The sequence below is a fragment of the Microcoleus sp. F4-D5 genome, assembly GCF_036704885.1.
In the GTDB taxonomy this organism is placed as follows: Bacteria; Cyanobacteriota; Cyanobacteriia; order Cyanobacteriales; family Microcoleaceae; genus Microcoleus.
On the sequence record NZ_JAUBSX010000010.1, the window covers coordinates 1 to 19,975 of the forward strand.

The window sequence follows — 19,975 nt, forward strand, 5'->3', positions numbered from 1 at the left end:
ATATCGCTCATATTTCTGTCTCAAAAAAGATATCTGATGTTCTTTTACCACAAAATGTTACTATTTTGGAGATGTCTACTGCAATCAATCGCTCTCGTCTAAGGGTACAGCTAATCTCTCTAATATCGATTCTACCCCTTACTCTTCAATTAATTCAGTTAGAAATTGATCGGTAGCTGATTGAGCGATCGCCCCAGGAAACAGTCCAATTGCAGCTACCATACTCCCTATCATTCAATTTAGCTTTAGGTGACGCTTTTGCTTCATCATTACACTCTCCTTCCTGATTAATTCATTGTTTGGAGTTTCCTGAAATTTTAGATTTTATTGACCAATTTGCTGCAAAAAGTTATCCACCTCTTTAACCTCCAGCAACCTCCGTTGCTCTGAAAATAAGTCCTTAGCCTTTCGGAGAAACTCGAGGGCTTCTGTCATCTTGCCTTGATTCCATAATGCCTGACCCAAACTGTATAGTGCATCAGCATACTTAGGATTTATCGAAATCGCCTGCTTAAACTCAGCCAATGCTGCTTCTAATTGCCCTTGCTTCATTCGCAAGACTCCTAAAGCATGATGAGCAATGGCGTATTTTGAATTAATTTTAATCGCTTGGTGATATGCTTGAGCCGCTTCTTCAATCTTACCTAGATTGTAAAGGGTATTTCCCCACTTGTAACGCAGATAAGCATCTCTAGGATACTGCTCAGCAAGCTGGCGGAAGATCGGTTCTGCTTCTTCATGTTTTCCCTTACTTTGAAAGGAATTTCCTTCTTGAATTAATCGCAATCGCTCCTGCTCTTGCAATTGCTGCTGTTGTAACTGCTGTTGTAACTGCTGTTGTCTTGCATTAAAAGCACGACGTTCTTCTTCCTCCATGCGATCGCACCGTTTATTTTCGCTATGGTAATGTTTTCTATCTCTTGATTTGAAGTATCCTGCCATCTGTCGGCATTGTGTGACGAAAAAAGATGGTTGAAATATTCCTCCAAAATTCACGTTAGGCAACGGACTCAGCATCGGTGGAAAATCATCACCAAAATTCATGTTAGGCAACGGATTTAGTAGCGGTGGAAAATCATCACCAAGATTCATGTTAGGCAACGGATTTAGTAGCGGTGGAAAATTGTCACCCAAATTCATGTTAGGCAATGGACTCAGCATAGGTGGAAAGCTATTTCTATCATTTTCCCATCGCCGTTCTCGTTCGTGTCGTTCCAGAAGTCTTTGGTAGCGTCGCTGCCACCTTTCCCATTGTTGGCGATCCTTCTTTTTCGGCGGATCTCCTAATCTTTGTATTTCTTGCTGTCGTTGCAACTCTTGTAAAGAAGTTGGATGCAATTGAGCTGCCCCGGATTGAGCTAGGAGCGACAGCGACAGACTTGTTCCGGCTAAAATCCCCAGCATCCAGCTAAGCGGTTGGACAAATCCAGCATTCACAAAATTACTGTCCATTATTCAGTATTTTTCTTTAATGCCATCCCCTCTATTTTTTCATTCATTTTTGCTTCTGTCAATACATAATCCGCCATCTTTAAAGAGAATACCTAGTTCGAGACGAATGTGAGTGTTGCGGGGCTGAGGAAGTAGTGAGGGAGGATTCAATGAAGGGCGATCGCCCCTTCTACTTGTTGTTTTTTTGGCAAATAATTGGTTTTTTGACGAGATAGGATTATGAAAGGGCTAACAGATGATGAATTTTTCTCTACTAAAGTGGGTGCGGGTGGGGATGAGGGGGAGATTTTTTCGGTATTGGTAAGGGATGAAAAGTTTGAATCTGAAAAATTACAGCAAATGAAAGCTGAGGATGATACAGCAAATCTCACTTTAGATGGGGAAGTTGTTCCGATTAAACAAGTAACGGTTTCAGACAGTGGCGACTTTAAAAGGAGTCACAAACCAATTGAGTCTGGCTCAAAAAATGGAAAAGGTGGAGTTACAGTTCAATCTAGAGAGAGAAGTTAATCAGAAGCTGGCAATATAGAAAGCAATTGAAGAAGAGGACTCTGAATTAGCAAATTACCTTACATAATAATTATTCAATTTTCTGATGAAGATAATTGCTATCTAGTTTACTTACCTGATTTTCCCTCCCAACAGTTCCACACTCACTGAGGTACTTACGAAGCAGCTTTGAAGAATGCTGTAGAAGTATTAGAGCTTTTAGTTGAAAAATATCAACTAGATGGTATATCTCTCCCAAAACCTAAAACCATAGCAGAAAGCCTGCTGTTTTTTTGAACAGAAGTTTGAAGCGATCGCCCCTCTCCCTCCCATTAATCTGCGAAAAAAAAGAACGATCGCCCTTATTTCGAGCGAGGGCGATCGCCCGAGTGACATATTACGGATAACTCCCGACTAATTCTGAGAATCGTCCTCAAAAGTCTCCTCAAATCCCGCTAGAAAATCATCCAAAGCTTCAGAGGCGATCGCCAAATTAATATTATCAGCATCTTCCCATCCCCACGTATTCACCCCAACCACTTGACCGGCCATATTAATCAGCGGCCCGCCGGAATTTCCCGGATTAATCACCGCATCCGTTTGTAACACCTTTACCTCAGCAGCACTATCATCTTCTTCGTCACCTTCTTCATACTCGTCAGGTTCTCGAATAGCACTCACAATACCTTGAGTTACAGTTGAAGCAAACTGCCCCAAAGGATTGCCCACCGCAATTACTCTATCTCCCACTTTCACATCAAAAGACAACTCTAGGGGAGGATATTCTTGGGGAAATTCCACTTGTTCCCCTGTGTTCGGGTCGAAGGTAAAATCGCTAATTAAGAGCAATGCTAAATCTTCTTCGGCATTACCAGTAAACACCACCTCTGCCAATCTCAATTTTCCGTCGTGAGTTTCCACTAAAACCTGTTCGACTTCATCTTCTTCATAGAAGTAATCTTCATCGGCAATATCTTCTACAACGTGATAGTTAGTGACAATTATGTCCGGCGATACAAAGAAGCCGCTCCCTGAAGAAATCTCTTCTTCTGTATCCCAATCCATGACGTAAATTGAAACTACGGACGGCAAGACTTGCTCGACTACATCCGAAAAATTTCCTGCTTGAGTTTTGAATTCTTTCAATTGCTTCTGCAAAGCTTGTTGGTCTGCCTGCATTTTGCTGTAGAGTTGCTGAACCTTTTTCAATGCCAGCTTTAATTGAATTTCTCTAGCGCTCATATTTTCCCTTTACCTGAAATAAATTGCTGATTAATTTTGGATTTGTGATTGTAGATTTTGGATGGGTATGTTAATAATTCTAGGACTTGCGAAAAAAAACCGGTTTTTACCATAAATCTTGGGCCGTCAAGCGAGACTTACATCAGAAACCGGGTTGATTAACACCCGTGCGGAGCGTCCTAAATTAGTCAGATATTTTTGAAATCTATCGCGCAAGTCCTATCTAAAATCCCCACCAAAAATCTACAATCAGACTGCTTGCTACTCTACCTGTGAAAGCAAAAGCGAACCGCCTGTTATTTTTTTTTACTAAAGGCGATAGCTCGCGTCTCGAAGCCTTAACAAATAGATGCCGATCGGATTTAGGAACCGCGTTGAACTTGGGCAAATATTTCCTCTAAAATTGCACTAGCTCCCTGTTGGCGCAGTCGGTGAGCGAGGTCAATTCCCAGCATTTCAGCAGTCTCGGCGGCGCCGGAAACAGTATCTTTGACGAATTGCTTGCCGTCGAGACTCGATACCATTCCAGTTAAGGTTAATTGACCGTTTTCTATTTTGGTATTGACACCGATCGGCACTTGACAGCCGCCTTCTAATTCCCGCAGAAATGCGCGTTCGGCATAACATCTTTGGGCGGTTTCCGAGTGTTCGAGAGCTTTAATCACTTCCATGATTTCTGTGTCTCCGGCGCGGCATTCGATGCCCAAAGCACCTTGTCCGACGGCGTGAAGGGAGATTTCAGCAGGGATAATTTGGTGGATGCGATCGCCCATTCCCAATCTTTCCAATCCCGCAACTGCTAAAATAATCGCGTCGTAACCGCCCTCATCTAATTTAGCGAGTCTAGTATTGAGATTGCCGCGAATATCTTTAAATTCAAAATGAGGGAAATGGTGTCGCAGTTGAGCTAGCCGCCGCAGGGAAGAAGTGCCGATTACTGAACCTTCTGGGAGAGTGTCGAGTTGCTTGTCTTTGTGCTTGGAGTGAACTACCAGGGCGTCAGCGGGATTTTCCCGTTCGGTGACGCATCCTAAAATTAAACCTTCGGGCAAATTGGTAGGCAAATCTTTGAGGGAATGAACGGCAAAGTCCGTTTCATTGTTAATCATTCCCGTTTCTAATTCTTTGGTGAAAAGTCCTTTATCGCCAATTTTAGCGAGGGCGACATCAAGAATTATGTCCCCTTGGGTGGACATGGTGTGGACTTCAAAAGTGTGTTGCGGGAAGTGTTTCTGTAGCTGTTCTTGCACCCAGTGGGTTTGCACGAGAGCGAGTTGGCTTTTGCGGGAACCGATGCGAACGGTTCGGGAAGGGGCAGATGTGGTTGGGGACATAATATCGATCGGAGGATAGCTTGAAATCAGCCAATATATTCACCTGATCTAGCGTACCGCAGGTGGGGACTTTAATTGCTGGTTGGGATAATTCGGGCGATAAAATAGAAATACCGGATTTTGACCGCCAGTAGCTGTGAGTCTTGATGATGTTTCCCATCCAGGATTTGGCGTCGCTGGCATGGGGCAGATCGACATTCCGAAGCAAAGGCTGCCGGCGATGTACGATTGACCTAGGGTCGAGCCGGATGAAACTGGTTGGCATGAGGAGTTAGCTTAGCTGCAGCGAGAAAGAATTAGCTCAAAGGTTGGGGGATTTGGGGAGAGAAATGTAGTTGCGAGGGGAAAAGGGCGATCGAAATTGCGATCGTAGTTCTCAAGCCACCAAATAGCTTAGCATAAAAAGTAGACTTATTGCATATATCTTCGATCGATCTACCGCAGATGCAAGGCAGATAAACACAGATAAACGCAGATAATTTCTAGATTGTTTGCGAATGAATGCAATTGGATTCTAGTGATAGCCATTACCAATTCAAAAATCAAAAATCAAAAATCAAAAATGGTATTAACGCTGTCCTGCTTGAAGTGCAGAATTTGCTATCTGGATAACTTCTTGCTGCCGTGCGTTTTTCCTTGTGACTCGGTACAGCACCCCCTGCCTTTGCCACTCAACAAAAGCAGTGCAGTAAGCACCGCAATTATTGAAATAAATTCCCCTGAATCCGCCCGCCAATTCAACGCTTCTGTAAGTATCCTGCGGCAATTGCGAAGGAGGCGAAAACGGTTCATTTCTTTTAGCTTCGATTGTGCCGAAATAACAGGCTACCGCGCGGCATCCTTTGCCTAAATACATTCCCACAATGTAACCGTGGGCCCCCGCTTGCACGTCAAAATCAAGTTGCTGAATGTCAGATAAAGGAAGTCTACTCGGAAGAAAAACAGGCACTCGCGTTTTGCCTTTGATTTGCCGAAAGATGTTACTCGCAGGAAAACGACTGTTAGCTTGGTTTGCACCTGAGTTATCGGGGATTGGGGGAAACTTTTGCACAAAACTCCTCCACTGCACAACTCTATTTTTAGCAATGTTCAAAGTGGGAATAGAGTATTTTTCTAGCGCAAAAGAAGGGCGACCATTTTTCAGGTTGAAGCTGCGGCGAATCACTGTAATTTCTGGTTTCCCTAACCCGTAAGCTGTGGCTGTGGAACGGGCGAGATTGCAGCTAATTTTGAAGCGTCCCATCTCAATATTGCCATTTTCCGCTTGATAAGACCAATTGTAACCCTCAGAAGCCCGATCGCGATCGCACAGAAAATGAGAAATCTCAAACATCTTGGCAATATGAACATCGTACAACCGCAACTTGCGGCTGCCGGCAGATTTTGCAGTGTTGCGATCGGGCACAATAAATTGTATCGGTTGCCAGCTATCTTCAGGGGAATAATTAAACCAGCGGATTTCTGTAATCGGGAGTTCAGTCCTTGCTAACGCTGAGTTTGGTGTCAAAAGTGCGTGAAGCGAAGCTATCCCGTTCCCCGCAGGGGTTCCCGTTCCCCGTAGGGGTTCCCGTAGGGTAGGGTAGGGAATCGTAAAAGCAGTCACCACACCAGCAAAAATCGCCGCAAATAGCCATCTTCCACTCATCCTGATTTCCCCCGAAGTAGGTAAGCGCAAAAAAATATAGCATCTTGTAAGGGGCGAGTGCGAGTTAATATCTCCCATACAAATCTCTCATACAATAACGGTAAGGTGCACCGTGCACACCCTACCGATAGAAGTTGTGCGTCCCCGACTACAAAGCTTAACGCTTCCGAGCTAAAATAGCAGAATTTGCTATTAAAATTAAATCAGATTCCCGTCCATTCTTAATTGCTACAGTATACATAAAATTCTGACTTTTCCACTCAATAGTTGCTGTGCAGTAAGCCCCGCAACCATTGTGAAAAACTCCTTTCACTCCGCCCGCAAGTTGAACATTTTTTAAAGTCTTAGTTACCCCTTCTAATTTGGTAGAAAACTCACCGCCTTTCTGACCTCTAATTTCCCCAAAAGTGCAAGCTCCCGCACCTCGGCAATCTGCTGTATACTCCATAGAAATAGTATAGCTGTCCGTTTTCGCTTGGCTTTGATAGTAAAGCTTCTGCGAAATAGGAAGCCGGCTGGGGATAAAAATTGGTACTTGTGTTTTGCCTTTTAACTTTTGCAAAATTTGACTTACCGGAACAGCCGTACCCGCTACAGCAACAGATTTTGTTTCCGGCGGTCGCTGCGACAATTCCGACGCACCAAAAACTCCCGATACAGGTACTAAAGCAGTCAATACACACGCCGAAGTCGCCAAAAGTAATAATTTATTGTTCACTGTTTTTTTCCTTGCTGCCGAAACAGTCCAGTTTTTCGGTGAAGCGCCTTCACCTATTTACAACAATACTCCAAAATACAAAGCTCACAATAGGCAGTCAGAAAAAAAGCAAGTTTAATTTTTTTTACACATTCACTAAAATCGGCAGTTCCCGATAAAATAGAAAAGGCGACAAATTTAGGAAGAGAACGTGGAACTGCAAGATTATTTACGCCAGCACGGATTGGAAACCTTGTCCGAAACTTATCATATCAAAGTTACCCGCCACCGCCAAGAACCCGATCTAGTCTGTCTGAAATACTCGCAGATAGAATCTCCCTTGGGCGAAAAAATAGTCCAGCAGTGCCGAGGCATTATTTTAGATTCATCTCAAGATTGGCAGATAGTTTCTTATCCCTACGACAAATTTTTTAATTACGGAGAAATTCACGCCGCTGCAATTGATTGGAATCATGCCAAAGTTTATGAAAAACTAGACGGTTCTCTAACTGTAATTTATTTTTACAAGGGAGAATGGAGAGTGCAATCTAGCGGCACTCCCGACGCCACCGGCGAAGTTAATGGTTTTGGGTTCAGCTTTGCCGAACTGTTTTGGAAAGTCTGGCAAGAATTGGGATATCAATTGCCCGAAGAAATCGACCAGTGTTTTATCTTTGAGTTGATGACGCCTTACAATAGAATAGTTGTCCAACAACAAAACAATCAAATCGTGCTGCACGGGGTTCGCAACACTCAAACACTGCTAGAAACAGACCCGATTCTTTGGGCAAATAAATACGGCTGGGAATTGGTAGCATCCTATCCTTTAACTAGCTGGAAAGAAGTTATCGAAGCGGCTAAACATTTAGATCCGATGGATTCGGAAGGGTATATTATCTGCGATGCTAACTTCAACAGAGTTAAAGTAAAGTCTCCGCAATATGTCGCAATTTCCCATCTGCGCGAAGGGTTTTCGACCCGCCGCCTGATAGAAATTGTTTTAACTAATGAAGGAGAAGAGTTTTTAGCTTATTTTCCTGAGTGGAGTGAGTTGTATCAACAAGTTAAGGACAAATATCAATCTTTGGTTGAAGAAATCGAGGAAGCTTACCGACAGCACGAACATATCGAAGTTCAGAAAGATTTTGCATTAGCGGTGAAACATTTGCCGTATTCCGGGATTTTGTTTTCTTTGCGGGCCCGAAGAGTTGCGGGAGTGAAAGAAGCTCTCCGTGATGTTAATATCTATAAAATAGAGGAGCTATTGGGTTTAGATTACATCCATCTCGGTTTGTAGTAACGACTACAGTCTTTTCTTGAATGAGGACTAAAATCCTCGCTAGGAACGAAGATTAACATTATATTTTATGTGAGAGAATAAAGAAGTAAATGCACCTAATTAAACCTAAAATACAGGTGGCTAAAAAGCTTGCTGTATGCGCCTTCTTCCTTCTTCCGACTTCCTTCTTCCTTCTTGCTTCTACTTACCATGAAAAGAGTTATTGTACTTGTCGGTTTACCGGCTTCGGGAAAATCTCAATTTGCTAGGGAATTGCTGCTGTCTGAACCTGCAAAGTGGGTGCGTAGCAATAAAGATTTGCTCAGAGAAATGGCTCACGCTTCTCATTGGTCGCCGGCAAATGAAAAGTTTATTGTACAGTTGAGAGATACGATTATTTTGATGGCTTTGGAAAGTGGCAAGCACGTCATTGTTGATGATACTAATTTTGGGCCTCACATCGAGCATATCAAGGAGTTGGTTAAAGGTAAAGCTGTTGTCGAAGTTAATGATTCTTTCCTACAAGTTCCGGTTGAGGAATGTATAAAACGGGATTTGAAAAGGCTTAATTCGGTGGGCAAAGATGTGATTATGAAGATGTACAATAAGTACGTGCGGGTTCCCGTTGGGCCGCCGGAATATAACCCGGATTTGCCGGATGCAATTATTGTTGATATGGACGGTACGCTGGCACTTCTCAACGGCAGAAATCCTTTTGATGCTTCGACGTGCGATCGCGATTTGCCCAACCAGCCCGTCTTAGATACCGTTCGCAAGTGGCAGTCCAGCGCCCATATTATTGTAGTGTCGGGCCGCACAGATGACTGTCAGCCTCAAACTGAAAAATGGTTGCAGCAGTATGAGGTCAATTATGCCGCTCTTTATATGCGGAAAACCGGAGATATGAGGAAGGATGCGATTATGAAGGAAGAATTTTATCGGCAGCATATTGCAGGGAAATATAATGTTAAGTTTGTGTTGGACGATCGCCAGCAAGTGGTTGATATGTGGAGAGGCTTGGGATTGACGGTATTCCAAGTAGATGAAGGGGATTTCTAAGGCAGGGTTTGTTTGCGGGGGCGCTCTCCCAACTCCTAATGCTACACTCAAAGTAACATTGACAAAAATTTTTTTATGATATCCATTCCCCAAGAACCCCAAAAAATGACCGTTGAGGAATATCTCGAATGGGAAGCTCAACAAGAGATTCGCCACGAATATGTCAACGGCGAAGTTTTTGCCATGACAGGCAGTACAATTCCTCATAACGATCTTGCACTTAACTTTTACAGGAACTTGTACCCGCATCTGCGTTCCAGAGGCTGTCGGATCAACGTGTCAGATGTGAAATTGCAAGTTAACTTTCAAAGCCGTTACTACTACCCTGATGTGATAGTCAGTTGCGACCCTCAAGACCTGGATTCGCGCAATTTCATTCAGAATCCTAAAATCATTGTGGAAGTTCTTTCTCCCAGCACAAGTGCTAAAGATCGGGATGAAAAATTCACTTGTTACCTAAAAATTCCGACTTTGCAAGAGTATATCTTGATTGATTCACAAAAGATTTTTGTTGAGCGTTACTGTCGGGGAGAGGGGAGAATGTGGCTGTACTATTCTTACACTGCTGGGGAGATTATCACTTTATCAAGCATTGAGTTTGATTTGCAGATCGCACTTTTGTATGAAGGTGTGGGATTTGAAACAGAAACAGAAACGTAAATGGGAATATTGAAAACCGCAATCTCTGTAGGGGCGGGTTCACCGAAATCTTTAACACAAATCAAACAATCTGATAAACCCGCCCTCCAACGCCCCATTTTACATCAACATTTGATTCAATAAATTAATAGTAAATTTGTATTTTCTATCCGCTGGGGGCGGGTTTAGGAGATTATTCATTTTCGCCATAGATGGTTGGCGAACCCGCCCCTACGGTTCAATTGTACCTGGTGTTGATTCAATACAGTTCAAACTACCGCGTCCAAGCCAGCCAGCGATTAAACAAATTTTTCACAAACGGCGTCAAACGAGTGCGATTGTAAGCATCTCCCGCTTTCCGAATTGCATCAGCTTGTGTCGGATACGGGTGAATTGTGCTAGCAATCTTTCCCAAACCAATATTGTTAACCATTGCCAAAGTAATCTCGCCGATCGTATCCCCAGCGTGGCGCGCTACAATAGTTGCACCTAATATTTTATCGCTGCCTTTCTTGACGTGAATTTTCACAAATCCTTCCTCTTCGCCGTCAATAATTGCCCGATCGACTTGACTGAAAGGAATTAAAAATGTATCGATATCAATGCCTTTTTCCTTAGCCTCGCGATCGCCCAACCCGACGCGCGCAATTTCCGGATCTGTGTAAGTACACCAAGGTATCGTCAAAGCGCTGAGCTTTTTGCGCCCGAAAAATAGAGTGTTTTGAATTACCATCCTCGCAGCAAAATCAGCAGCGTGAGTAAATTTATGTTTCATGCAAATATCACCGGCGGCATAAATGCGGGGATTAGTAGTTTGCAAATTGTCGTTGACAAATACGCCTGTTTGTGTATTGTATTCGACACCAACAGCCTCCAGATTCAATCCTTCCACGTTAGGCGATCGCCCTGTACTCACAATAATTTCATCTACTGTTAGCGAGGCTTCCTTACCTTGACATTTATAATAAATTACTTTGCCTGCATTTGTTTTCTCAACGCGCTCTATTTTTGATTCAAGTATTAGTTGAATTTCTTCGCGCAGAAAAGCCTGCTGCACGATTTTAGCAGCATCCGCATCTTCTTTGTCTAAAATCTGAGCATTTTTGTGCAGCAATACCACTTCCGAACCCAGCCGCCGAAAGGCTTGAGCCAATTCGCAGCCGATCGGCCCTGCCCCAATTACTGCCAAACGCTGAGGTCTTTCTGTAAGGTTAAAGACAGTTTCATTTGTCAGATACCCAGCTTCTTGTAAACCAGGAATTTGCGGTTGTAGCGCCCTTGCACCTGTGGCAATTACTGCTTTTTTAAAGCGGAGAGTTTGACCTGCAACTTCTATGGTAGAATTGCTAGTAAAACGACCGGAACCTAAGAAAACATCGACTCCTAATTTGTGCTGGTAGCGTTGAACAGAATCAACATCGCTGATTCCAGCCCTGATGCGGCGCAGCCGTTCCATCACAGCGGCAAAATCCACTTCTACACTGTCAGAAACATTAACACCAAATTTATTTGCTTCCCAGATATCGCCAACAGTGCGGGACGAGCGAATTAAAGCTTTTGACGGCACGCAACCGACATTCAAACAGTCGCCGCCCATCAAATGTTTTTCAATCAAAGCAACTTTCGCGCCCAAACCTGCGGCACCTGCCGCCACAATTAATCCGGCGGGCCCCGCGCCAATTACTACTAAATTATAAGAACTAGCCGGCTGCGGATTTACCCAATCGGGCGGATGCAAATAGGAGACTAATTTCTGGTTGTGTTCGTCCATCGGGGGGACAGTTACGCGATCGACTTTTGATTGTGACATTGGCAAATCCTGCTAATTAAACACTTTCATCCAAAGCTTTGCGAGCAATCCGAGTGATAGACATAGTAACAGCGACAGTAGCAATAAAACTGATGATATTAATCAACCATTTTACTGCTGAATCTTGGGGATTTGTATACAGAGTTTCCGTGCCTATCGCAGCAATATCTCCCACCAAAGAACCCGAGTAAACGTACATAATTGTACCCGGTATCATGCCAAAGGAACCCAGCACGTAATCTTTCAAAGAAACCTGAGTAATTCCCAGAGCGTAATTCAATAAATTGAAAGGAAATAAAGGACAAAGACGAGTCAAAAAAACTATTTTTAATCCTTGTTGGGAAACTGCGCGATCGAGAGCTTTAAACTTGGGGTGAGATTCCATATATTTTACCACGCGATCGCGGCACAAATAGCGCCCGATCGCAAAAGCAAATACAGCACCTAAAATCGACGCCGCAAATACGTAAACTGAACCCCACCACAACCCAAAAATCGCCCCCCCTCCCAGCGTCAGCACCGAACCCGGTACAAACAGCACAGTAGCCAAGTTGTAAGTAGCTACAAAAGCCACCGGCCCCCACCACCCTAAATCCTCGATCCGCATTAACACAGTTCTCAAAACATCTTGAACGTAGGCAGATCTAGTTGCTACAATTAAGAGAGCGAGCAAAAGGGCGATCGAAAAAAACAACACGATGCGTTTGAGTTTTACCCTAGCATAATCTTGGATTCGTTCTTTTGCCATGATTCACCCGCAAATATTTATCAGCATTATACTCGCAACTTAAATTATTACTGTAAACTACCCTAAAAGCGATCGTCATGACACAAAAAGCCCAACTTCCAATCCCCCAATTTTTCGACCCCAAAAAATTAGGCGAAGTCTGGCGAGTCCCCTACCGAGAACGCGCCCACCAAGCGAAAGATTGGGCAAAGCAGCACAGCATCCAGCCCGCCGCCAGCGATAAAAATCAGACTTGTTTGCTGATAATCGACGCCCAAAATACCTTTTGCTTGCCAGAATTTGAACTATTTGTGGGCGGGCGTTCCGGTAGCGGTGCAGTAGACGATAATTTGCGGTTGTGCGAATTCATCTACCGCAATTTAAATGCAATTACAACCATTGCGCCGACAATGGATACCCACACCGCCATGCAAATTTTTCATCCAATCTTTTGGATCGACGAAGCAGGCGAACATCCCATACCAGCCGCAACTTCTATTACACTGGAAGATGTCCAAAAAGGCATTTGGAAAGTCAATCCAGCGATCGCCCACAGCATCAGCATGGACAATTTTTCAGCACTGGAAAAACAGGCTTGCCACTACGTCAAAAAACTCAGCGCCGATGGAAAATATCCCCTGACAATTTGGCCCTATCACTCGATGCTGGGCGGCATCGGACACGCCCTGGTTTCCGCCGTTGAAGAAGCAGTATTTTTTCATACAATAGCCCGCAACAGTCAAGCACTTTTTGAAATCAAAGGCGGGAATCCGCTAACAGAAAACTATTCGGTTTTGAGACCGGAAGTTTTAGATGGATTCGACGGCAATCCGATAGCTGAAAAAAATGCTAAGTTTGTGGATAAATTGCTCGATTTTGATGCAGTAATTATTGCCGGACAAGCCAAAAGTCACTGCGTTGCTTGGACAATTGATGATTTGTTAACGGAAATTTTGGCGCGAGATCCGAATTTGGCAAAAAAGGTTTATTTGCTGGAAGATTGCACTTCGCCTGTGGTTGTTCCGGGTGTTGTTGATTTTACGGAACAAGCAGATGCAGCTTATCAAAAATTTGCGGCGGCGGGAATGAATGTGGTTAAATCTACTCAGTTAATGCTGGGCGATTAAAGACGAGGGTTTTCTGTTGGGGTTGTCAGTGCAAAAAAGTATACATGATTAACCAGATGCGGTAATTTTTGTTCGCTTGGCACTCTGCTGCGATCGCATTTAACTGATAGCTTATGATATCATATCCGGTAAATCACTTACGATAGAACCGTAGTTAAGGAGTTTCCCGATGGCTGAAAGCAAAATTTATAGTGTTCTTCTGTTTCGGGATGCGAGTGTGCAAGCAATTGCAAAACTATCAGTGGCGATCGCCACGACTCTTCTGAGCACAGTTGTAACTGCAACCCAAGCCTACGCAGTTCGCGTAACCTACGATTTCACCATCACTGTTACCAAAGGCGGGTTAGCGGGCAATACATTTAACGGTTCCTTCAGCTACGATGATGCCAAATTGAAGGGAACGGGAGTGGAAGAATTGGGAATTACTGACGGATTAACGACTTGCCTAAATTACCTTGGACGCACTTATCGCGAAACCGATGATACCAGTTATCCTAACTTTCCCACACTCAAATTTGAGGATGGCAAGATCGCGCAACTAGACTTTTGGATTCAGCCGAATCAGCGAGTTAATTGGTGGAAATTACCTGGATGGGAAGTCAAGCTGTCTGAGCCTAAAATGAGCGATTCAACTGTTCCCAACTGTCAAAAACAGTGAGGCGCGGCTAAGGTGCGATCGACCGTAGAAATATAGGAGGAATTAGATGCAAATGCCGGCGCTTGCGGTAATTTTATGCAGCCACGCTACCAAGGTGCGATCGCCGATCGTCTGCTGGGGCGATCGAATATTTGCGATCGCTATGAACGAATGATATCATGTGCGATCGAGCGATAAAAAGGGCGGGTTTTGGAGATTGGAGATTGTTGGCAGATATTTTTCGTGAACCCGCCCCTACGGTATTAGGGGTAATAGACCGGAGATAATATGACTCAAAGATTGTTTGAAAAAAAACCGCATGATTCCTATTTTATGTCGTCAAAAGTGAGTCGGCGCTTGATGATTTTTAATAACTATTTCCCATCCAATCTGGGGACTCCTTCCAAAAAACTGCCGCTCAACATTAACTCAGTAATCCTATCTAGCTTACCGCTGACTTGCAATTTTTTATCTGTTTGAAACCGCTCGATATCTGCTTTCAAATCGCCGCTATTATATCCTAATTTACTCAAATAGTCAATAGCTTGCTCGTTGCTTAACAAGATATCCGCAGACCGGAAAATCGGCACGTATTCGTCTCGCCAAATGTAGGCAAAAGTTTCTCTATCTAAATAGAAAATCCGACCCCGTGCCGGGTCTCCAATGGCAGCTACACTGTCATTCATTCCCAGCAAAGCGACCGCGTGGGGTAGCTTTGCTGGGCCGTCAAACAGCCAAACTGCTAGCACTCCGGGGCGATTAATTTGCTGAATTTGCTCCCAAGTTGGCGTTAGTTCGATCGCATTTACGCCCAAAGCTCTTGCTGCCACAATTATTTGTGGCATCGAAGTTCCCAAGCGACTCGTACCGGCAAAACGCGCTACACTCGATTCCGTCGCATCGATTCCCCAACGCCTTAAAACTGTTGCTAGCGCCGCCGGCGCGCAACTGCTGCTAGATGTTTGCCGAAACACACCGTTTGGCTGCAAATTATCTATTAAATCAGCGTAAATTGGTGCCAGAAAATAGTTTTCAGCGCCTGTAAATCCTCCCAATCCCAGCAAGCAAATTAAAATTACTGCGATTACTTGCGATCGCGCTGTCAACCAACTTATACTAAACCCAATACCGCAGACTCCCATCAACATCGCCCTCAGCAAAGTCCAAGTAACTTGCATCCCGTGAAAGCGCCACTCGATCGGCAAAGCTGGCATTTGAGGCAGATTTAGAGCTAGTAGCAGCAAGGCAATATAAAAACCTAAAAACAGCAGGGCGATCGAATTTCTGCCCTTAAACAAATCATTAGCCGTCACTCCCGATCGAACTAACACCCGTCCGAAGCGCATTCCCCAGACAAACAGCACCGAACCCAGTACCAGCGTCACTACTATTTCCATAAGTTCAGAATTTGATTGCTTAACTAGGTTGTAACATTTATGCGATCGACTTGGAGGCACATCAAGAGTGGGAGAGAGGAAGAGTGGGGGAGAGAATTTGACGATGTTTGGGTTTCGTTCCTCAATTTATCGCTACAATCGAATAAACAGGATTTATCCAAAATCGGAGCAGGTAAAATAACCCTTAATCCTAAAGGCTTTAACCTGCATAGCTTCCTCGATATTAAGTTTTGCCAGATTTTTATCGATCGGTCTGAGTCAATCGTTTAGTTAGTAAAGCAAGGAAAGCAAAAAGAAGCGCGGGAAGTTTTTTCCACCAAAAAAGGGGCATTAATTGTGAATGAGTATTAGGAATTAAATAACTACTTTGGTAAAAAAGAGGAGGAAATTATTTAGGCTGCAACTTCCCACGCAAAAGTAAACAACTAATCAAGGAGTAAAAAGTTAAATGTCGCCAAACATTATTCGGCTTAGTAAAGTAGTTCCGTTGGGCTTCGGCTCCATTTTTTTGTTAATGATTGGTATCGGATTTACAACTAAATTGAGTATGGATAATTTAGCCAAATCTATTGAGTGGCAAACGCACACTTATGTAGTCAAGACAAATTTGCAAGCCCTCGAAAAAAATTTAGTGGATGCTGAAACAGGACAGCGCGGGTTTATCTTCACGGGTAAGGAGGAATTTTTAGCACCTTATAAAAAGGGGACAATCGCCTTTAATCAAACAGCAAATGAGACAAAAAAGTTAATAAAAGATAATCCTGAACAAGTTAAAAAATTAGAGCAAATTGAAAAATTGGCTCAGCAAAAACTAGATGAATTAGAGGAAACTATATCTCTGAAAAAAGCTGGAAAAGAATCTGAACTAAGAACATTGGTGATTTCAGGTAAAGGCAAGATATTTATGGATGAAATCAGGAATAAGGTGGCAGAAATGCTTAAGCTAGAAGATAATCTACTGCTTCAAAGAACAAAAATAGCAAAACAGTCGGAGCAATTAGCGACGACTGTTTCTGTAGGAGGTACGGTTGTTGCTGTAGTATTGGGTTCATTTATTGTATTATTTATTTTTTATAAAATTATCCGACCAATTAATCAGGTAGCAAATACGATCGCCAGTTCTTCCACAGAGATTGCTGCCACAGTTGAACAACAGGAACGCACAGCCGCACAGCAATCTAGCTCTGTAAATCAAACTACAACCACAATGGATGAGTTGGGCGCGGCTTCCCAACAATCAGCCCAGCAAGCCCAAGCTGGTGCGGAATCTGCACGGCAAGCTTTAAAGATTACTGAAAAGGGAACCCTAGCAGTGGAGCAAACCCTGGAATCGATGAGAATTTTGAAAGAAAATGTCGGGGCAATGGCAGCACAAATTCTGCGATTGAGCGAACAAACCCATCAGATTGGCAATATCTCTAGTGATGTTACAGATTTAGCCAATCAAACAAATATGCTGGCACTGAATGCCTCAGTAGAAGCAGTCCGGGCGGGCGAAAACGCCAAAGGTTTTACTGTCATAGCCACAGAAATCCGCAAACTAGCAGATCAAAGTAAGAAATCAGCAGAGAAGATTAACCGCCTTGTCGATGATATTAAGAATGCGATCGATTCCACCGTAACGGCGACAAAGGAAGGTACTAAAACAGTAGAAGAAGGAACCAAAATTAGTCAAGAAACAGCAGCAGCTTTCTCGGCAGTAGCAAATGCTGTTAACAATGTGGTATTGAACAATCAACAAATTTCTCTAACTGCCCAACAACAAGCAGTTGCTATTCAACAAGTAGTCGATGCTATGAACAGCCTCAACCTAGCGGCAAAAGAAACCGCTAGTGGTATTACTCAAACCAAATTAGGCACTCAACAATTGAACGATGCCGCCCAAAATCTCAATTCAATTGTCTAAAGGGCGCTTAGTCTTTTGGGCCAACCGACTAGCAATTGATAGCATTGAGTCATGAATTGATCTGGCTGCCCTCCCAGCTTGTCAAACCGCCTGCATCCAAGTTAAAACGATCGCAGGCGATGGCATCGCAAAAGCTAGGGCGATGGAATTTCTGCCCTTAAACAAATCATTAGCCGTCACTCCCGATCGAACTAACACCCGTCCGAAGCGCATTCCCCAGACCAACAGCACCGAACCCAGCACCAGCGTCACTACTATTTCCATAAGTTGAGAATATGGTCGCTTAACTAGGTTGTAACATTTATGCGATCGACCTCAGTCAACTGCTGCGAGATTTCATCATGCGATCGATATTTTCATTCAACCATAAGTAGTTAATCTTCGACATTAATTTTCGGCGGTTAGAAACCGCTACTACACCAACAAAGTCCACCTACGTGGACTCGGAAATGTGAATTTCCCAACCTGCGGAGGCAGGTTTCGTCTTTGTAGTCGCGGTTTCCAACCGCCGGGGCATCGCCACAAAATTCCCCGCGTCTGAGCTATAGTCAAAACCATCCTCTCCATCTCCTCACATACCCCTCATGAGGTACTGGCCCCCCGGACAACAACTCCACAACGGCAAATACCTAATCGAAGAAATCCTCGGCGGATTCGGTGTCACCTACCGCGCTCAAAACCGCAAAGAAGGCAAATTAGTCGCCATCAAAACACTGAATGCGAACGTTCAAGGTAAACCAAACTTTCGCAAATTCCCAACCAGATTTGTCAACGAAGCTTTATCTTTAGCCAAGTGCAGCCATCCCCACGTCTTCCAAGTTTACGAAGTATTTCCCGAAATGGTGGGAAATATCGAATTGTGGTGCATGGTTATGGAATTAATCGAGGGAATTGACTTCGCTGAATATCTCGAAGATAACAACATTTTGTCCGAAGAAACAGCTTTGCCAATTATTCAACAAGTCGGAAGTGCCCTGAGTTTTGTTCGCCAGCAAGGATTTACTCACCGCGATGTTAAACCACAAAATATTATGATAAGAACCCCACCAGCCCTGCCCTTGCTAAGGGGTGAGTAAAAGTTTCTATAATCCAAAATCGAGTGGCTTGTTTGTATGTGATGATAACGGGATATTCCCCGCGAAATTTGCAGGATCGAGACCCGTTTTTGGCGGTTTTGCAAAATGATGCGGTTCCTGTGCGCGATCGCACTTCTGCGATTCCTCAACCGCCAGCCACAGTTATCGATCGCGCTTTAATTGACAATCCTGATATTTATTATAAAAATGCAGCGGAATTTAAACAAGCCCTATTCAATAGTATATCGTAAATTATGATTCGACTGGCAATAGGTTTTCAGAAACCGGGTTTCTTGAAGAAACCCGGTTTCTCGGTATTCTCAATCTGCCATCACAGACAACACATACTCTCCTTGATTTACTGACTGATTGGTCGAAACATCAAAAATGAAAACATCCGACTCAGCACAAACATCAACCAAACTCGGAAATTCCCCATTCTTATTAAAGCTGAGAATTTGATAAAGCCGATCGCCCTTTTTGACATAACTCCCCAATTGCACTCGATTTTGAATCATCCCGCCCGCCGGCGCGTAGTATTGGATCGTGGAATTTTTGGGGGTGAAAATAACTTGATGATTCGCAGTTTCCGGGAGAGGGAATCCATCAATTTTCAATAAACCCTTACTTGCTAAGTAATTTTTGATGCCCCGCAAGCCATTCGCCACCGACTCGGGATTCATTTCCATCCCCGAACCTAATTCTAAAGTCCAAGCTTCCACGTCAAATTGGATCGCACTTCCCAACTGGGCCAAACCCTTCTCCAGCGCCAGCCAAGGCTTGATAAACGCCTCGTCAAAAGCATCGCCGTCGTACTCGTCCATCAAGATTGCGCGATCGAGCAAAAAAGCTTTCGCACTCTCCTCGCGGGAATTAAAACAGTAAAGGTAATCTAAACTTTGATTCGTAGAACTGTGCAAGTCCAGCACGTAGTCAGCATCCAAACACAAAGATTGTAGCTGATATCGGTAAAGTTCGCTGTAAGGGCGGCAGCTAGGAGCGTTAATTTTTGCCAACTCTTTCGCAAAACTCAAAGCAATCGCTTTTCTGTAATTAACTTTGACAGTCTCGGCATCGAGATGGAGGTGAGACTTAGCAAAACCCAGAATATCTTCACCTTGTTTTTCAAAATCCCAGAAAATCCGGTTCCAATTTACCCCATCATAAAGATTGTAGCGACCGGGGGAAAAATGGTGCGATCGCTGACTGACACCCACAGGATTGCAAACCGGAACCAGCCAAATTTCCCCGCTTAACTGGCTGCTGTCCAAAGACCTTAAAAACTCAATCAATTGGTAAATCACAGCATTACCGCTAATCTCAGCGCCGTGGAGGTTAGATTGGAGGTAAGCTTTTTTGCCGGGAACCGCACCTTGGAACTGATAGACTTGCAGTGACAGGCGATCGCCCGAAGCAAGCTGCACCACAGGAATAGTCGAAATAACAGGAATCATAGACA

Annotated in this window: 19 protein-coding genes; 9 read left to right on the forward strand and 10 right to left on the reverse strand. The window is 43.8% G+C overall.

What is annotated here, in order from left to right:
• Positions 1-324: 324 nt before the first annotated feature.
• On the reverse strand, positions 325-1,452 hold the full coding sequence (locus QUA80_RS07035) for a tetratricopeptide repeat protein (protein ID WP_333422691.1): 1,128 nt from the start codon (positions 1,450-1,452) through the stop codon (positions 325-327).
• Positions 1,453-1,671: 219 nt separating this feature from the next.
• On the opposite strand from QUA80_RS07035, the gene QUA80_RS07040 reads away from it, so the two are divergent.
• A complete protein-coding gene (locus tag QUA80_RS07040; protein ID WP_333422693.1) occupies positions 1,672-1,962 on the forward strand; it encodes a hypothetical protein in 291 nt (96 codons plus the stop codon).
• Positions 1,963-2,355: 393 nt separating this feature from the next.
• Here QUA80_RS07040 and QUA80_RS07050 read toward each other — a convergent pair whose 3' ends face one another.
• From QUA80_RS07050 to QUA80_RS07065, 4 genes are all read right to left on the reverse strand, one after another.
• Entirely contained in the window at positions 2,356-3,183 is an 828-nt protein-coding gene (locus QUA80_RS07050; protein WP_333422694.1) for a S1C family serine protease, read from the reverse strand.
• Positions 3,184-3,545: 362 nt separating this feature from the next.
• Positions 3,546-4,517, reverse strand: coding sequence for a hydroxymethylbilane synthase (gene hemC / locus QUA80_RS07055; protein ID WP_333422696.1), 972 nt, complete (start codon positions 4,515-4,517; stop codon positions 3,546-3,548).
• Between the two features lie 568 nt (positions 4,518-5,085).
• Complete coding sequence (locus QUA80_RS07060; protein ID WP_333422698.1) at positions 5,086-6,162, reverse strand: hypothetical protein; 1,077 nt, start codon at positions 6,160-6,162, stop codon at positions 5,086-5,088.
• Positions 6,163-6,319: 157 nt separating this feature from the next.
• A complete protein-coding gene (locus QUA80_RS07065) occupies positions 6,320-6,880 on the reverse strand; it encodes a hypothetical protein (protein ID WP_333422700.1) in 561 nt (186 codons plus the stop codon).
• A gap of 190 nt (positions 6,881-7,070) precedes the next feature.
• On the opposite strand from QUA80_RS07065, the gene QUA80_RS07070 reads away from it, so the two are divergent.
• The 3 genes from QUA80_RS07070 to QUA80_RS07080 all read left to right on the forward strand — a co-directional run bounded on the left by QUA80_RS07070 (position 7,071) and on the right by QUA80_RS07080 (position 9,857).
• The gene (locus QUA80_RS07070) at positions 7,071-8,156 is read left to right on the forward strand and encodes a T4 RnlA family RNA ligase (protein WP_333422702.1); all 1,086 of its coding nucleotides are present in this window, start codon (positions 7,071-7,073) and stop codon (positions 8,154-8,156) included.
• Positions 8,157-8,348: 192 nt separating this feature from the next.
• Positions 8,349-9,197 (forward strand): phosphatase domain-containing protein, encoded by an 849-nt coding sequence (locus QUA80_RS07075; RefSeq protein ID WP_333422704.1) that lies wholly within the window; start codon positions 8,349-8,351, stop codon positions 9,195-9,197.
• A gap of 75 nt (positions 9,198-9,272) precedes the next feature.
• A complete protein-coding gene (locus tag QUA80_RS07080; protein ID WP_333422706.1) occupies positions 9,273-9,857 on the forward strand; it encodes a Uma2 family endonuclease in 585 nt (194 codons plus the stop codon).
• A 253-nt stretch (positions 9,858-10,110) separates the two neighbouring features.
• On the opposite strand, the gene QUA80_RS07085 is transcribed toward QUA80_RS07080, so the two are convergent.
• The gene (locus tag QUA80_RS07085; RefSeq protein WP_333422708.1) at positions 10,111-11,646 is read right to left on the reverse strand and encodes a mercuric reductase; all 1,536 of its coding nucleotides are present in this window, start codon (positions 11,644-11,646) and stop codon (positions 10,111-10,113) included.
• A 16-nt stretch (positions 11,647-11,662) separates the two neighbouring features.
• On the reverse strand, positions 11,663-12,394 hold the full coding sequence (locus QUA80_RS07090) for a TVP38/TMEM64 family protein (RefSeq protein WP_333422710.1): 732 nt from the start codon (positions 12,392-12,394) through the stop codon (positions 11,663-11,665).
• A 77-nt stretch (positions 12,395-12,471) separates the two neighbouring features.
• Here QUA80_RS07090 and QUA80_RS07095 point away from each other — a divergent pair, with 77 nt between their 5' ends.
• Complete coding sequence (locus QUA80_RS07095; RefSeq protein ID WP_333422712.1) at positions 12,472-13,500, forward strand: isochorismatase; 1,029 nt, start codon at positions 12,472-12,474, stop codon at positions 13,498-13,500.
• Positions 13,501-13,669: 169 nt separating this feature from the next.
• Positions 13,670-14,158, forward strand: coding sequence for a hypothetical protein (locus QUA80_RS07100; RefSeq protein ID WP_333422714.1), 489 nt, complete (start codon positions 13,670-13,672; stop codon positions 14,156-14,158).
• Positions 14,159-14,511: 353 nt separating this feature from the next.
• Here the strand turns inward: QUA80_RS07100 and QUA80_RS07105 are convergent, their stop codons facing one another.
• On the reverse strand, positions 14,512-15,534 hold the full coding sequence (locus QUA80_RS07105; RefSeq protein ID WP_333422716.1) for a cysteine peptidase family C39 domain-containing protein: 1,023 nt from the start codon (positions 15,532-15,534) through the stop codon (positions 14,512-14,514).
• A 448-nt stretch (positions 15,535-15,982) separates the two neighbouring features.
• On the opposite strand from QUA80_RS07105, the gene QUA80_RS07110 reads away from it, so the two are divergent.
• Positions 15,983-17,440 (forward strand): CHASE3 domain-containing protein, encoded by a 1,458-nt coding sequence (locus QUA80_RS07110; protein ID WP_333422718.1) that lies wholly within the window; start codon positions 15,983-15,985, stop codon positions 17,438-17,440.
• 81 nt (positions 17,441-17,521) lie between these two features.
• Here QUA80_RS07110 and QUA80_RS07115 read toward each other — a convergent pair whose 3' ends face one another.
• Positions 17,522-17,704 (reverse strand): hypothetical protein, encoded by a 183-nt coding sequence (locus QUA80_RS07115; protein ID WP_333422720.1) that lies wholly within the window; start codon positions 17,702-17,704, stop codon positions 17,522-17,524.
• A gap of 320 nt (positions 17,705-18,024) precedes the next feature.
• Between QUA80_RS07115 and QUA80_RS07120 the strand changes: the two genes are divergently transcribed.
• Both QUA80_RS07120 and QUA80_RS07125 read left to right on the forward strand, forming a co-directional pair.
• Positions 18,025-18,516 (forward strand): protein kinase domain-containing protein, encoded by a 492-nt coding sequence (locus tag QUA80_RS07120; RefSeq protein WP_333422722.1) that lies wholly within the window; start codon positions 18,025-18,027, stop codon positions 18,514-18,516.
• Between the two features lie 23 nt (positions 18,517-18,539).
• Positions 18,540-18,767 carry a hypothetical protein gene (locus tag QUA80_RS07125; RefSeq protein WP_333422723.1) on the forward strand — a complete coding sequence of 76 codons (228 nt, stop codon included), beginning with the start codon at positions 18,540-18,542 and terminating at the stop codon, positions 18,765-18,767.
• Positions 18,768-18,836: 69 nt separating this feature from the next.
• Here QUA80_RS07125 and QUA80_RS07130 read toward each other — a convergent pair whose 3' ends face one another.
• Complete coding sequence (locus tag QUA80_RS07130) at positions 18,837-19,970, reverse strand: succinylglutamate desuccinylase/aspartoacylase domain-containing protein (RefSeq protein ID WP_333422725.1); 1,134 nt, start codon at positions 19,968-19,970, stop codon at positions 18,837-18,839.
• Between the last annotated feature and the right edge of the window lie 5 nt (positions 19,971-19,975).

Excerpts from the sequence above, each read along its gene's own strand:
- QUA80_RS07035 (WP_333422691.1), bottom strand. The coding sequence starts at position 1,452 with ATGGACAGTAATTTTGTGAATGCTGGATTTGTCCAACCGCTTAGCTGG.
- QUA80_RS07040 (WP_333422693.1), top strand. The coding sequence starts at position 1,672 with ATGAAAGGGCTAACAGATGATGAATTTTTCTCTACTAAAGTGGGTGCG.
- QUA80_RS07050 (WP_333422694.1), bottom strand. The coding sequence starts at position 3,183 with ATGAGCGCTAGAGAAATTCAATTAAAGCTGGCATTGAAAAAGGTTCAG.
- hemC (WP_333422696.1), bottom strand. The coding sequence starts at position 4,517 with ATGTCCCCAACCACATCTGCCCCTTCCCGAACCGTTCGCATCGGTTCC.
- QUA80_RS07060 (WP_333422698.1), bottom strand. The coding sequence starts at position 6,162 with ATGAGTGGAAGATGGCTATTTGCGGCGATTTTTGCTGGTGTGGTGACT.
- QUA80_RS07075 (WP_333422704.1), top strand. The coding sequence starts at position 8,349 with ATGAAAAGAGTTATTGTACTTGTCGGTTTACCGGCTTCGGGAAAATCT.
- QUA80_RS07080 (WP_333422706.1), top strand. The coding sequence starts at position 9,273 with ATGATATCCATTCCCCAAGAACCCCAAAAAATGACCGTTGAGGAATAT.
- QUA80_RS07085 (WP_333422708.1), bottom strand. The coding sequence starts at position 11,646 with ATGTCACAATCAAAAGTCGATCGCGTAACTGTCCCCCCGATGGACGAA.
- QUA80_RS07090 (WP_333422710.1), bottom strand. The coding sequence starts at position 12,394 with ATGGCAAAAGAACGAATCCAAGATTATGCTAGGGTAAAACTCAAACGC.
- QUA80_RS07095 (WP_333422712.1), top strand. The coding sequence starts at position 12,472 with ATGACACAAAAAGCCCAACTTCCAATCCCCCAATTTTTCGACCCCAAA.
- QUA80_RS07100 (WP_333422714.1), top strand. The coding sequence starts at position 13,670 with ATGGCTGAAAGCAAAATTTATAGTGTTCTTCTGTTTCGGGATGCGAGT.
- QUA80_RS07105 (WP_333422716.1), bottom strand. The coding sequence starts at position 15,534 with ATGGAAATAGTAGTGACGCTGGTACTGGGTTCGGTGCTGTTTGTCTGG.
- QUA80_RS07110 (WP_333422718.1), top strand. The coding sequence starts at position 15,983 with ATGTCGCCAAACATTATTCGGCTTAGTAAAGTAGTTCCGTTGGGCTTC.
- QUA80_RS07115 (WP_333422720.1), bottom strand. The coding sequence starts at position 17,704 with ATGGAAATAGTAGTGACGCTGGTGCTGGGTTCGGTGCTGTTGGTCTGG.
- QUA80_RS07120 (WP_333422722.1), top strand. The coding sequence starts at position 18,025 with ATGAGGTACTGGCCCCCCGGACAACAACTCCACAACGGCAAATACCTA.
- QUA80_RS07130 (WP_333422725.1), bottom strand. The coding sequence starts at position 19,970 with ATGATTCCTGTTATTTCGACTATTCCTGTGGTGCAGCTTGCTTCGGGC.